General features: G+C 51.8%; 11 protein-coding genes and 2 pseudogenes. 4 read left to right on the top strand and 9 right to left on the bottom strand.

Features of this window, described 5'->3' with window-relative positions:
• Positions 1–10 precede the first annotated feature (10 nt).
• From K3T83_RS44610 to K3T83_RS44595, 4 genes are all read left to right on the top strand, one after another.
• Complete coding sequence (locus K3T83_RS44610) at positions 11–3,175, top strand: winged helix-turn-helix domain-containing protein (protein ID WP_220209598.1); 3,165 nt, start codon at positions 11–13, stop codon at positions 3,173–3,175.
• 172 nt (positions 3,176–3,347) lie between these two features.
• On the top strand, positions 3,348–3,578 hold the full coding sequence (locus K3T83_RS44605; RefSeq protein WP_220209597.1) for a DUF8691 family protein: 231 nt from the start codon (positions 3,348–3,350) through the stop codon (positions 3,576–3,578).
• Between the two features lie 117 nt (positions 3,579–3,695).
• On the top strand, positions 3,696–4,832 hold the full coding sequence (locus tag K3T83_RS44600) for an epoxide hydrolase family protein (protein WP_220209596.1): 1,137 nt from the start codon (positions 3,696–3,698) through the stop codon (positions 4,830–4,832).
• Positions 4,833–4,979: 147 nt separating this feature from the next.
• Entirely contained in the window at positions 4,980–6,263 is a 1,284-nt protein-coding gene (locus tag K3T83_RS44595) for an MFS transporter (RefSeq protein ID WP_220209595.1), read from the top strand.
• A 486-nt stretch (positions 6,264–6,749) separates the two neighbouring features.
• Here the strand turns inward: K3T83_RS44595 and K3T83_RS44590 are convergent, their stop codons facing one another.
• From K3T83_RS44590 to K3T83_RS44555, 9 genes and pseudogenes are all read right to left on the bottom strand, one after another.
• Positions 6,750–7,268, bottom strand: a complete 519-nt coding sequence (locus tag K3T83_RS44590; protein WP_236065211.1) for a hypothetical protein — start codon at positions 7,266–7,268, stop codon at positions 6,750–6,752.
• A gap of 86 nt (positions 7,269–7,354) precedes the next feature.
• Entirely contained in the window at positions 7,355–8,215 is an 861-nt protein-coding gene (locus K3T83_RS44585) for a DUF6585 family protein (RefSeq protein ID WP_220209594.1), read from the bottom strand.
• A gap of 117 nt (positions 8,216–8,332) precedes the next feature.
• Positions 8,333–9,531: pseudogene (locus tag K3T83_RS44580) on the bottom strand (RNA-guided endonuclease InsQ/TnpB family protein).
• A 219-nt stretch (positions 9,532–9,750) separates the two neighbouring features.
• Positions 9,751–9,957, bottom strand: a complete 207-nt coding sequence (locus K3T83_RS57620; protein ID WP_308441735.1) for a cytochrome P450 — start codon at positions 9,955–9,957, stop codon at positions 9,751–9,753.
• A gap of 221 nt (positions 9,958–10,178) precedes the next feature.
• Positions 10,179–10,487, bottom strand: coding sequence for a BBE domain-containing protein (locus tag K3T83_RS44570; RefSeq protein ID WP_236065210.1), 309 nt, complete (start codon positions 10,485–10,487; stop codon positions 10,179–10,181).
• Between the two features lie 106 nt (positions 10,488–10,593).
• Positions 10,594–10,752, bottom strand: a pseudogene (locus tag K3T83_RS58270) (methyltransferase family protein); the annotation flags it as partial.
• A gap of 263 nt (positions 10,753–11,015) precedes the next feature.
• The gene (locus tag K3T83_RS44565) at positions 11,016–11,483 is read right to left on the bottom strand and encodes a cupin domain-containing protein (RefSeq protein WP_220209592.1); all 468 of its coding nucleotides are present in this window, start codon (positions 11,481–11,483) and stop codon (positions 11,016–11,018) included.
• 220 nt (positions 11,484–11,703) lie between these two features.
• Positions 11,704–12,006 carry a helix-turn-helix domain-containing protein gene (locus K3T83_RS44560; RefSeq protein WP_268963571.1) on the bottom strand — a complete coding sequence of 101 codons (303 nt, stop codon included), beginning with the start codon at positions 12,004–12,006 and terminating at the stop codon, positions 11,704–11,706.
• Entirely contained in the window at positions 12,003–12,527 is a 525-nt protein-coding gene (locus K3T83_RS44555) for an AraC family ligand binding domain-containing protein (RefSeq protein ID WP_220209590.1), read from the bottom strand. The genes K3T83_RS44560 and K3T83_RS44555 overlap by 4 nt, the downstream gene beginning before the upstream one ends.
• Positions 12,528–12,742: the final 215 nt, after the last annotated feature.

The raw sequence follows: 12,742 nt of genomic DNA, 5'->3' as shown, positions 1-12,742 counted from the left end.
AAAGGAATTCATGCCAAAGCGGCTCACTCATACACTCATCTGGTCGGACGAGAACGGCGCATATTGTCTTCAGAGTCCAGAGCAACAGCCCCAACTCCTGACGGAGGAAGATGAAGATGCCTGGTTTACCTGGCTAGCGACGCATTCCTCCTTCACCTTTCAGGGTCGCACTAGCCGTCTTAGTATGCTCAAAGAGGCCCGCTCACGGGGAGAGGGATATTGGTATGCGTATCACACGCTTGCTGGGCGCACGCACAAACGCTATCTTGGACGAAATACTCGAGTGACCTTTATGCGCTTGGAAGAAGTGGCGCAAATGCTTCGCCGCGAGGCTGCATCAACTGTCCTCCCACCTGCGTTGCCGCAGCATCATTTCGAGCCACCGTCGATGTTACCGCTCGCCAAATTCTCTCATCCGTACCTCTCATCCTCGTTGGTCGCGCGAGAACGCTTGCTGACACGGCTTGATGCCGCTCTCCACCATCGACTCACCCTGCTCTCTGCCTCCGCTGGCTGGGGCAAGACCACCCTGCTCTCTGGCTGGGCGGCGCAGGCGTCTTTTCCTATTGCCTGGCTCTCGCTTGATGAACAGGAGAATGATCCAATATGTTTCTGGGTCTCAGTCCTGGCTGCCCTACGCGCTCGCTTACCCGAGATCGGGTCAGCAGCCCTGGCAATGCTTCATTCACCACAGCCCTCGCCTCTCACTACGGTCTTAACGGCCCTTCTGAATGACCTGAGCACTCTGACAGCACCAACCATTCTGCTCCTGGACGATTATCATCTTATCGATGAGCAAGCTATTCACAACTCATTGCTCTTTCTGCTTGAGCATCTCCCAGCGCACCTGCATCTGGTGCTTGCCAGTCGTGTTGATCCTCCATTGGCGCTTTCGCGGCTGCGGGTTCGCGGTCACTTGCTGGAGCTACGAGACGCCGATTTACGTTTCTTGCAAGAGGAGGCCGCCTCCTTTTTGACACACACCATGGGTCTCACACTTGAAGACAGTGAAATAACCAAACTGGCACATCGTACCGAGGGTTGGATTGCGGGATTACAACTAGCGGCGCTCTCTCTGCAACATCACCAGGACCATGCAGCCTTTGTGGACAATTTTACGGGCCATCATCGATACCTGCTGGATTATGTTCAGGAAGAGATCCTGGCTCGCCAGCCCACCCTCCTCCAGGCCTTCTTGCTCCACATCTCTCCTCTCCATCGTGTAACGGCTCCCCTTTGTCAGGCCGTCACCACAGAAGCAAACAGCCAGGCATTGTTAGAAACAATTGAACGAGCTAATCTCTTTCTGGTTCCTCTCGATGAGGAACGACACTGGTATCGCCTGCACGATCTCTTTCGTGAAGTGCTCCTCGCACGTTTGCAGGCCACGCAGCCAGAAATGATATCGTTACTCCATCAGCGAGCGGCTCGTTGGTATGAGGCGCAGGGAATGTGGCGAGACGCCATTTTGTATGCGCTGGACGGAAAGGACTATTCATATGCCGCTCGAATGATGGAACAGACAGCCGAGAAGTTCTGGCTCTGCGGTGAGACACAGACCCTCTATCACTGGATCATGGCCCTTCCTGAGGTAGAGATACGCGACCATGCTCGCTTCGTCCTGAACGCGGCTCTCTATGTGCTCAACGCCAGCGCGTCAATCCATACCACGCAACGCACGCAAACACGAACGCAGGTGGAACACATGATGGGACGGGTGGAGGCAGTGCTTGGGCCACAACGCCAGGGCGTTCTGGAAGCTCAGGACGTGGCTCTCTTTCGACAGCGCCTGTCCCTCCTACGCCTCTGGAGTGATGCGATTGAAGAGACTTCACAAAGTCGTCATGAGGCGTATTACCTCATTGAGCAGCGCATGCAGCATCTGAGCCAGGAAGACGAGATGATCTGGCAGATGATCCCGCTCTCCGTCACCTTCATTCTCCACTGGACTTTGCTGGGAGAAGGAACCTCCCTGGTCCAGCGGTTTGTCGACGCAAAGCAGCGAGCATTGCAGTCAGGAAGCCGCTTTGCGACCTTGAAAGTCATGCAATGGTTAGCGGGAATCTCTCTGAGAGCGGGACAGTTGCGCCAGGCACATCAGGAATGTGTCACGGCGCTCGACCTGATCGCACAGGTCGATGGGTATGCTCTCCTGGCCGGGTATCTTTCGTACTATCGCGCGTGCGTTTTGTACCAATGGAATCAGATGGACGAGGCTCGGTGCGTCTTAAAGACACTCATCCATGACGCGGAGATCTGGCAGCAGATAGACCTGCAAATCATTGGGAGATTATGCCTGATCGACACCGAGCTTGCATCTGGTGACCACGCTCGCGCCCATCAGGTACTGCAACAAACACAAGCCCTGATTCAGAGCCAGGGCTTTTCACTCCACCGTCTTCTGCTCATCTCGACCCAGGTCAGATACTGGCTGGCGACAGGAGACCACCTCCAGGCTGTACGCTGGGCTGCACAAGCAACATTTTCTCAAGATACCTGGGAGAATGAGCGCCGAGGGGAAGTGTTGATGCTGGTTCGTGTCTTCTTAGCGCAACAGCAGTACCAGGCCGCGCGCGAAACCCTGGAACGGTTCAGCGAGCACCTTGATCATCCTGAGAACTTCGAAACGACAACCGCTTTTCTGGCGCTCTCTGTGGTCGCGCTGTACCAGACGGGGGAGAGAGAAGACGCGCGAACCGCCCTCATGCGCCTTCTTGCTCTGACAGAACGAGAGGACAATGTTCGTGTATTCCTGGATGCCGGCAGACGCATGCGCTTCCCGCTCCAAAGCTTCCTGAACGAAGCGCCAAACCAGGCACATGCCGCACCGACGACGTTTCGGCTCTTTGTCTCACGATTGCTGACAGCATTTGCACAGGAAGAACAGACGTCAGCTTTGAGGATTGCGGTACAGCCCGAAGACGCGCAAGAGCAAGAGCAAGAGCGTCGTCCAGCAAGCCCCTCTTCACCACCTGTGCTCCTGGACCCCCTGACCCAGCAGGAGCTCAGGGTATTACGCTTGCTTGTTGCTGGGCAGACGTATGATGAGATGGCGCAGACCTTGATTGTCTCTCGTAATACCATAAAGACTCAGGTCAGCAGCATTTATCGCAAGCTTGGTGTGAGCCGTCGCGCGGAGGCGATCGTATTGGCCCAGCGTGTGGCCTTGCTCTAACACGCGCTCTCTCTTCACGTTATCAGCCCCTTTTCTGGAGTATTCAGCATCTCCTCAACGATGTTGTCATCACCCTTCACAATCACGAACAAGGGTGATGATTCCTCCTCCATTCTCCCCTATACTTCTCTTCAAGCACCGCAATACATGTGCGAGCGGAAGGAGAACGCCGATGCGTGTACAAATCCGTGTGAAGGAGCATCTCGACTCCTCCTGGCAAAGCAGACTTGAAGACCTCCTCATTACGCATCAGAGCGATGGAACCTCATTGCTCTCAGGAGAACTTCCAGATCAGGCAGCACTCTATGGTGTGCTGCTCGCCATTCGCCGTCTTGGATTGAGCTTGCTTGACCTCTCGACAAGCGTACACTCTTTACGCACAGAGACTGGAGAACATGCATAGCAGAGGTTCACACACGGCCAATCTCAGTATCTTTTCGCGTATCAAGGAGGGTGATTTTACCCTCTTTCAACCCTCCCTTGCTTTGGAAGGCAAGGAAACACAAGGAGCGATGAACTCATGAGCATACAACCATTTCAGATTGCGATCCCTCAATCCACCCTGGACGATTTGCGTGAGCGTCTGGCTCGCACCCGCTGGACCGATGAGGTCGAAGGCTCGGGGTGGGCGTATGGCGCGAATCTGCAATATATGAAGGAACTGGCGGACTACTGGCAACACGAGTACGACTGGCGCAAACACGAAACGGATTTGAATGCCCTGGCGCATTTCAAAGCTGACGTTGATGGTGTGGGCATCCACTTCATCTATGAGCGCGGCAAAGGGCCGAATCCAACACCCCTGCTGCTGCTCCATGGCTGGCCTGACTCCTTCTACCGCTATCATAAGGTCATTCCCATGCTGACCGATCCCGCTCGCTTTGGTGGCGACCCGAACACGTCGTTTGATGTGATCATCCCATCCATCCCTGGAACCGGATTTTCAGACCGTAAGGCGATGAACAATGACGCGCATGCTGACTTGCTTGTCAAATTGATGCGTGATGTGCTTGGCTACCAACGGTTTGTCTCGGCAGGGGGTGATGGGGGAACGCTCATCACCATGTCGCTTGCGCGCAATTACCCAGAAGTCTTGATCGCCATTCACCTGACTGATGCAGGCTATCCAGATTTCACGAAGACCTACGACCCTCCCTTCTCGCCTGCCGAGCAGGAGTTCGCGGGCTTTATCGGGCAATGGTGGATGAAAGAGGGTGCTTTTAATATGGTCCAGTCCTCCAAGCCACAAACCCTTGCGTATGGCATGAATGACTCTCCCGCCGCCCTGGCGGCCTGGATCATGGGCTTCATTTGTACAGGCTCAACGGTAGAGGACATTGAGCGGCGGTTCGGTAGAGATGAGCTGCTGACCAATATCACCCTCTACTGGGTCACACAGACAATTGGCTCCTCGTTCCGCTGGTATTATGAAATGGCTCACGCAACGCCGAAAGCAAATGCGGACGAGCGCCCATCTGTTCCCGCAGCTGTCGCTCATTGTCCCTGGGATGCTCCGCTGCCCCGTGAATGGGCGGAGCGTCAGGTGAAACTGAAGCACTTTACGGACTTTCCACGTGGAGGGCACTTCACGGCCTGGGAAGAACCCGAATTGTACGCAACTGATCTTCAAGATTTCATCAGTCAGCTTAGCAAATAGCCAAACGCTTGCTGTGTGTTATCCCTGGCGGCAGATAGGTCTGCTGCCAGGGAAGATTTTCTTTCGTTCCAATTCGGTTGGAGCAAAGGAAAGCGCCGCAGATCAGAGTCAGAGACGTTGTACCATCTATGATAGGAAGCTCTCACCATGAATACACTGAACAGAAGCAACCTTGTAGGAAAGCATAAATGGCAGTTTCTTCTTGGAGTGTGGATTGATGCTCTGGGGTCAGGACTTTTTCTTCCCTTTTCGCTGCTGTACTTCACGAATGTCGCCAGATTGCCTCTGGCTGCCGTTGGAGGCGTGCTTACCATAGCTATGCTGTTGAGCCTGCCTATGACTCCGCTGGCGGGGATGCTCGTGGATCGGATAGGAGCACGTCAGGTCATTCTCATCAGTATGGCGTTTGCTGCTTTGAGCTGTCTAGGTTATCTGTTCGTGCGCACCATTCCGCTCCTCGCGTTGACGACCTTGCCAGGGGCCATCGCAGGCCGCCTGTTCTGGGTAGCCTTACCCACGTTTATCGCAAGTATCTCGACAGAGGGAAAGGCACGAGATAGTTGGTATGGGCTGGTGGGAGTGGCGCAAAACGCGGGCAATTGCATTGGGGGCGCACTTGCAGGGCTCCTCGTTGCCTTCGGAGGTACTATCGCCTATCAGGTGATATTATACATTGATGTTGTGAGCTTTCTCCTGGCAATGGTCTGCATCTGGGGTCTGCCTGTAAGGGAAGCGCCAGTCTCCACAAGCATCCCTCTGAAAAGCCCCATAGGGCATGGGGGGTATCGGGCAGTCCTGCGCGACAAAACATTTCTCGGGATCCTTGTCAGCGGTTTCGTGTTTGTGCTTTGCTTAATCATGCTTTCTGATATTGTTCCCTACTATCTGGTAAACGTGTTGCATTTACCTTCCTGGATCGTAGGTGTGGAAGCAACGTTCAGCGCAATCCTCCTCACACTGCAAGCGTTGATCGTACGGCTTGTGATTTCCTTGAGAAGAACACGCATTCTGATCCTTGCTGGATGGGTGTGGATTGGATCAGGAGGCTTGTTTCTCCTGGCGCTTATCTTTCCTTCTGGCCAGCTGATCCTGTACATCTTGCTGGTCGTCGGGATCTATACCTGTGGAGGACTGCTCTATGGCCCGGCGATGAACGCTCTAGTCGCTGAAGTGGGGCCAGGGTCGTTACGCAGCCGGTACATCGCGACGTATCAATTTGCAGCCTGGGGATTGGGCCAGACCATCGCTCCAACCTTGTTCGCGTCACTGTTCACGTTGGGACCAGCCTATCCCTGGATCGTTCTTATTGGGCTCTGCCTCTTTGCCACCCTCCTCCTGTATAGACTGGAGGCGAGAGATCCACGGCTTGGAGAATCGCCTCGCGCCTTTCAGCAAAATGGCATTGATCAAAAAAAGCCGGTTCACTCCTAGCTTGCTTGTAGCTCGTTGCGCATCCCGTGGGCGGCCGAGCCTCTCGCAACGGGATCTTTTCTGGTGGCTTTCTGAGCACTAGATCAAGTAACAGGTCTCTTCTGCTGGCTGAGGGATGCCGAGCGTCTCGATTTTCCCCAAACATGTCTCACTGAGAGGTGCTGTCGTGAGCCGCATTGCCCTTGGCCGCTCACTTCCCGTCAAAAGCAGGTAAATTAACTGAAGGGTGAGAATGTACACCGAAGGATGGAACTTGGCGCGAGGATGCCAGGAAAAACCGCGCCATATCCAGGGTAGCATCAGAGAAAGTTGTAAAGAGCTCGAACGCTCTTGGCAGTTACCGCATCCTTGTCTTCTGGATAGGGTCTGATTATCGAGGAGGCACTGAGCAGGCTGAGACACGAGAACAGGTGAGCACTTCCCCCAGAGATCGTGTCGTTTCCTGGAGATGGATCACACAATGGGAAGGGAGGGAAGTGTGATGAGTTACCTCACTCGTATGTACGTCAATGCCAGGTCCTTCTCCCAGGCTGCTCCCTCTCGTGACATTTCACCCTGACTTTCCATCTTGTTGCCGTTGTCTTCTATGGTCATGGTGCATCGCTGAGAAAAACTGGGTTCGTCACGCCACCACTTGAGCTGATTTCCTGTCATGGTCACGTCGTATTTCCTTGAGACGCCACGCTCATCAAAGGAAAGCTGAAAATAGGTCTTCGCCACATCATCGCTGCCAAAAATCGCAACCCCGTCAGGAAAACGAGGGTGGTCAATCTCTGTGTGCATGATCAAGAACGCACCGCCAGCAAGCCAATCAAAAGTTGTACGGCCATGCAAGGTAATACCGGGAAGGTAGGGATGAGACCCAATGGTTTGCCATTGGCCCACGAAAACCTTAAAGGGTTCAAGCGCTGGGTTTGGTTGTAATGCTTCGCTTCCGATTTTTTGCTCCATGTTCTTGATTGTAGCTATGATGGCAAAAAAAATCAAGGCCGTTTTTGCGCCCAACCGGTTATGTACCACTTTCAAAGGAAAGTCTTAATGGGGGCTCTACCTTGATTATGAAATTCGTGTATTCCAACATCTTGCTAAACCTATCTCTTTTTTTCAAGGAAAAAAGCAACAGGTCCCTGCTGATTGCGAATAAAATCGAGCAGAGCATAGAGCAGATGGATATTGGGAACATCTTTATCTGAGACCCTGGCCCATGACGAAAGCATACCATCACTCTGCTGCTTGATCGTAATTACCCAGTTACAGCGAACTTCTTTCACTGCCTGCCAGGGGAGAAGTTGTCCGGCGTAGTGGATGCCATCCAGGCTCAGGCTGATCGTACCAAAGGTTACGAGATGCCCACGCTGATAGGAATCAACAGTCGAGGGCCAGAGGTAGGGAAGCGTTTCTTGCTCGACGATTTTACCCAGCTTCTTCATATTGAACTTAAATGAGTTCCCCCCGAATAGAGCGCCTTGCTTGTTTTGTATTTTGTAGATATCTATTATCGCGCCGGTCTCTTCAGGTCCACTTTTCTGGTGGACCTCATGCCAGATCAGAGCAACGTTTTGCCAGTGAAGCACATCAGAAGCAACGAGTTGTTGCTTCTGATATTGCAGGAATAGAAGACCATAGGTATAGAGTAGAAGTGATGAGTTGCGCCTATGATAGACATTTATCCACCCAACAACGATTCTGATTATCATAAAGAGGCCAGCACCTGGAAAAAGCAGAGCAAACAGTAAGAGCAGGAATGATGAAATATCCATTTTTAATTGAGCAGATTGAATAGTTGGTAATAATAAAAAAAAGGGCAAGAAAAAAAGTGAGGCAAATGCAATTGCAAAGATATGTCTGCAAAAAGAGGCATGAGCGAGATCATAGGCAGTACGCAAGGAGCCAAGTTTATGTTTATGAGCAAGCATATCTGCATCTACCTGACGGGTTGTCTGTTGTTGCATCTGTATTATGTTCCTTTTAACCTGGATGTTCCATGATTGGACACCGCCTGCTTGTTTCTCCTGACCAACTATTTACGCTTTGACACTTCCCCGGCTGAAGCACGGGGAATTCTTCTTTCACTCAGCCACCTTGCCCGTAGTCGGCTTGCGCCGAGGACGGGTAGAGGGTGACTGTCCAGAAGCGTTGTCTCCACCCGTTGATAGAGCCGTTTCTGTCTGCCCGACAGTACGGGATTTTGCTAAAATGTTGAGCGTCGCATTGTGGTCGCGGTCAAGCACGAGGCCACAGGAACGGCAGATATGCGTCCTGATGGAAAGTGATTTCTTGACCCGTGCGCCACATGCGCTACAGTCTTGCGTGGTATAAGCTGGCTCCACACCGATCACGGCAATCTCGTGGATCGCTCCATAATACTGCAACCAGAGAAGGAAGCGACCCAGGAGGCGTCACTGATCGACTTTGCCAGTTTCCTGTTTTTCACGAGATTGGCTATCTTGAGTGTCTCGTAGGCAATGAAATCGTGAGATGTCACCAGCGCGTTCGCCGTTTTCCTGACGAAATCCTCGCGCTGCCTCGTGACTTTGAGATAGCCTTTTGCTAATTTCTTCCTGGCCTTTTTGCGCCCTGATGAGCGTTTTTGCGTGCGGGAGAGACGGCGGTGCAACCGTTTGAGCTTCTTTTCTGCTTTGCGCAAATGGCGCGGGTTGGCAATGGTGTTGCCCTCTGAGTCGGTCAAGAAGTCCTTGAGGCCCAGATCAATGCCGGTCTCTTTGCTAGTTGCGATGTGCTGGACGCGCCGCTGTGCCTGCACGAGAAACTGCACAAAGTATCCATCTGCCCGGTGAATGAGGCGTACTCGTTTGATCTGTGTGAGGGGGAAGGTTTCAATGTCGCGGGTGCCAACGAGCCGGAGCCGCCCGATGCCACACCCATCGGTAAAACGGATGTGTCTCCCATCTGCTTCAAGCACCCAGCCTGTTTGTTTATATTCCACGGATCGACAGTCGTGTTGGAAGGTCGGGTAGCCTTTCTTGCCCGGTTTCTTGGTGCGGCAGTTGTCATAGAAGCGGGAAATCGCAGCCCAGGCGCGATCAGCGGCGGCTTGCCGGGCTTGAGAGTTGAGCGCTTTGGCAAAGGTGTACGCGTGGGCCAGTTCAGCACAATAACATTGCAAATCGTTGCGGTTGGTCCCCCTTGTCTCCATCCAGAGGCGCACACATTTGTTGCGCATAAATTGTGTCGTTCTGATCGCCTCCTCGATGGCGCTATATTGGACAGCGGTGCCATCAAGCTTGTACTCGTAGATCAGGGACATTGTCTTTTCCGCTTTCCTCTTGCGCTTCTGATGCATACATACTAGCATATCTATCTTTTGTTATCAATTCATGTATATCGATCTTATGCCTGTTTCGTATCTTTTCTCTTTGAGCGTTCCGAGATGGACCTTTCTTGTAGCAGGAACCTGTCCCATTGCCAAAGAAGGAGGGCCAGTTCATCATTGCCTACTATCTATAACAACTTTTCGTTGACACCTTTACCATTCCAGGGGAACATGCTTGAGACCATAAATGAAGTAGCTTGGTTTGAGTTCGAATGGCATGCTGCGTCTGCGTCGAATGGTCGGGAAGCGTTCGAGCAGCATTCCCAGTGCGATGCGTGCCTCCAGACGTGCCAGAGGAGCACCCAGACAGAAATGAATGCCATGACCGAAGCCCAGATGACGATTGGGGCTGCGTCGGATATCAAAGATCTCAGCATGCGGGAACTGCCGCTCATCAAATTGCTCCTTTCTTCCAGGTAATCAAGTCGTCTCGTTTTCCTGCCATCGAGCGGTCATATGTTCCTGCTCTGTATTGACTGCTCCATGATAGTCCACTCAAGGGAGACTGGCCAGGAAAATCTTGCGGTTTTGTAGGTACGTGCCTGGTGGTGTTACTCCTTTATGGTGCGATCAGAAGAACATCAGGAGGCCATCGGTGAAACATGCCCAATAGTGGATTGAAACACATCGTCAGGATCATACGCCCGCTTGAGATTGAGCAAATGTTGATAGTTGGACCCGAATGCCTGCGGAATGCGGTCTCGTTCCCTCTCATCGAGGAGATTGACGTATCCGCCTTTGAAGGCATATGGTGCAAGCGCATGGGAGAGGCTCTGTGCCCACTGAATATGCCTCTGCTCCTCGTCTGGAGATGATGGCTCCCAGCCTGCAATAATCTCGACCATCAGATGATCCTGACGGAGCGCAAAGGGAGTCTCGGACAGAGCCACGCGGCATCTCTAAAAAGCCACCGATGTATGAAGGCTTATTTCGATCAAGAAAGAGATCTGTGTCAGGTGCATTGGAGTACTTCCCATCATGTCTGTCCAGGAATTGGAGGGCGACAAGGAGGTCCAAATAATCCCGGGCACCTCGTGGATGAAGCTCAAGCCTCTCCGTCAACGCTTGGAGATCAAGCGAGCCTTTGGCAAGCTCTGTGAATATCCCTAACTCGACAGCAGTCAGAAGGGCTTTTGCTGGTGCAAAACCGAGCATCGTCTCTAAAATTTTCTCCGGTGTAATCAGTTGATTCATTTTATGTCTCTATATGTGTTCTGGATGATTACCGATCCATCTGCGATACTGTTCATTGGTGCCTCCTTGAGAGAATATGTTTGATTCTTCTCTCTCAAAAAGGCTCATTTTTCTTCCTACTCGCTACTGATTAGCTGCTCGTTGCACATCTCGTGGGCATTTGGGTCGGTATCGCACTTCACTTGACAATCCGTTGTGTCAAAACAGCCTTTGAGATTTGAAAATTAATCGGTGAGAGGAGGACCAGTCACAACTAAACCATACTCGGCTCCTAAAGCCGCTATCGCTGGTATATCCAGTTCGGGAGTTAAGTACAATGGTATCATCTTTTCTAGGAAGCCTCTAAGGCCACCTGGAACATAGGTGAGAAGTATTTTTCCCGCATCCTTTCCGATATTGCGCCATGTGTGTGATACCCCTGCTGGGATGCGAACAAATGCTCCTGGAGTAGCAGTAAACAGGCGATCCGCAATTTTTATACGGTAGGTTCCCTCTAGGAAGTAGAACAGCTCATCCTGGGTATGCGTATGTTCGGGTGGGCCGGCCTGTGGCAATGTGATCAGCTCAACTTGATCATATTTTCCATCAGTCATTTCCCCTGTGGCTTTCCACACCCAAAACTCACCACTTGCTTGAAATGTTGTCTCGCCTTGCCCTCGATCAAGGAAAAGTTTGGACGTGTCTGTGACCATTGTTAACTCCTTACGTTTCTTTACTAACGTTGATACATGATTGAATTATTGTTAATTTGCCGTTAACAAACAAAACAATTGTAGAACTTGTTTGGGAGGAAGAAAGAAAATTTGGCTGAATAAGTAGCCAATTCTGCTTTGTAGACTTCCTTTTTGATACGTTTTCGGTACGTGTCAAATCACAACGTGCTCTTAGCATAGAATCTTCTCGAGGTGAAAACTAGTAAAATCTTGCGGTCTTGCGATAGGCCCCTGGTGTGATGCCAACGTGTCGCTTGAACTGCTTGGTAAAATGCGTTTGATCAAAAAAGCCGGTTTCATGAGCGACGTAGCTCACAGAGAAATCTTGAGCCAGCAATTTTCTGGCATGCCACAGGCGTACCTGAACTTGATAGGCATGAGGCGGTAAGCCAACAACGTACCGAAAGAGACGAGCCAGGTGAAACTCGCTTAGATGAACCATGCTGGCGAGCGTTTCCAAGGAGACATCCTCGGAATAATGTTCTGCTAAGTAATCCTTCACACGCTGGATAGCAGAGCCTCCCCTCTCAAGTCTGCTGCTCCTCGATCGAAGGATCGCGAGAGAAGCAGCTGAGACACTCCTTGCAGCAGCAGATCCTGCTGTTCGAGCCGAGATGTGGACACAGCGAAGCGAGCAAAAAGATGTTCGAAGAAGCGGCTGAGAGTGGTATCGTGTAGCCCTGGGCCGCTTTCGCGTGACCAGGGTTTCTCATCTCCAACCATCTCTGCCGCAAGGTGTTGCAGGAATGTGGGCTCCACTAAGACATGAGAAAAAGTCAATGCCTCAGCCTGGCAGCTCCAGACTTCTTCAGGCTCAATGACATAAAAGGCTCCTCTGGTAAGCTCCTGTTTGGTCTCCCGATACTGTAAGATCCCCCTACCCGACTGGATCGTCCCAATCACATAGGACTGAGCAAACTGTTGACAACAGGGATTGGTGACACTGGTCCCCTGAAGCAATTCAAACTGCGAAAGCTTCCACGGACGCCAGAACTTCAGCCTCTCTTGCGCGTCATTCATCATCTCACCCTCCTTTCCCATCAGAGATAAAGATGGAGAAACAGAAGGAGGTCTACGGAGAGAAGTCCAATCGTTATTTTCATCTATGCCCCCCTGAACATGGGCCGTACGCGATCCTGGATCGATGACAACTGGATGGATGTCGACCTTTCCATTCCAGAGTTGGCGCACGTGTTCATGTTTTCTCCTCATCCAATTTGTAATAGTTGATCTCTAGA

It is taken from the genome of Reticulibacter mediterranei, from assembly GCF_016587455.1.
Note: the sequence above shows the minus strand (reverse complement) of the source record. Positions and strands in the feature narration are given on the sequence as shown.

Coding starts and splice junctions, on each gene's coding strand:
- K3T83_RS44565 (WP_220209592.1), bottom strand. CDS start 11,483: ATGGTCACAGACACGTCCAAACTTTTCCTTGATCGAGGGCAAGGCGAG.
- K3T83_RS44605 (WP_220209597.1), top strand. CDS start 3,348: ATGCGTGTACAAATCCGTGTGAAGGAGCATCTCGACTCCTCCTGGCAA.
- K3T83_RS44595 (WP_220209595.1), top strand. CDS start 4,980: ATGAATACACTGAACAGAAGCAACCTTGTAGGAAAGCATAAATGGCAG.
- K3T83_RS44610 (WP_220209598.1), top strand. CDS start 11: ATGCCAAAGCGGCTCACTCATACACTCATCTGGTCGGACGAGAACGGC.
- K3T83_RS44555 (WP_220209590.1), bottom strand. CDS start 12,527: ATGATGAATGACGCGCAAGAGAGGCTGAAGTTCTGGCGTCCGTGGAAG.
- K3T83_RS44585 (WP_220209594.1), bottom strand. CDS start 8,215: ATGCAACAACAGACAACCCGTCAGGTAGATGCAGATATGCTTGCTCAT.
- K3T83_RS44600 (WP_220209596.1), top strand. CDS start 3,696: ATGAGCATACAACCATTTCAGATTGCGATCCCTCAATCCACCCTGGAC.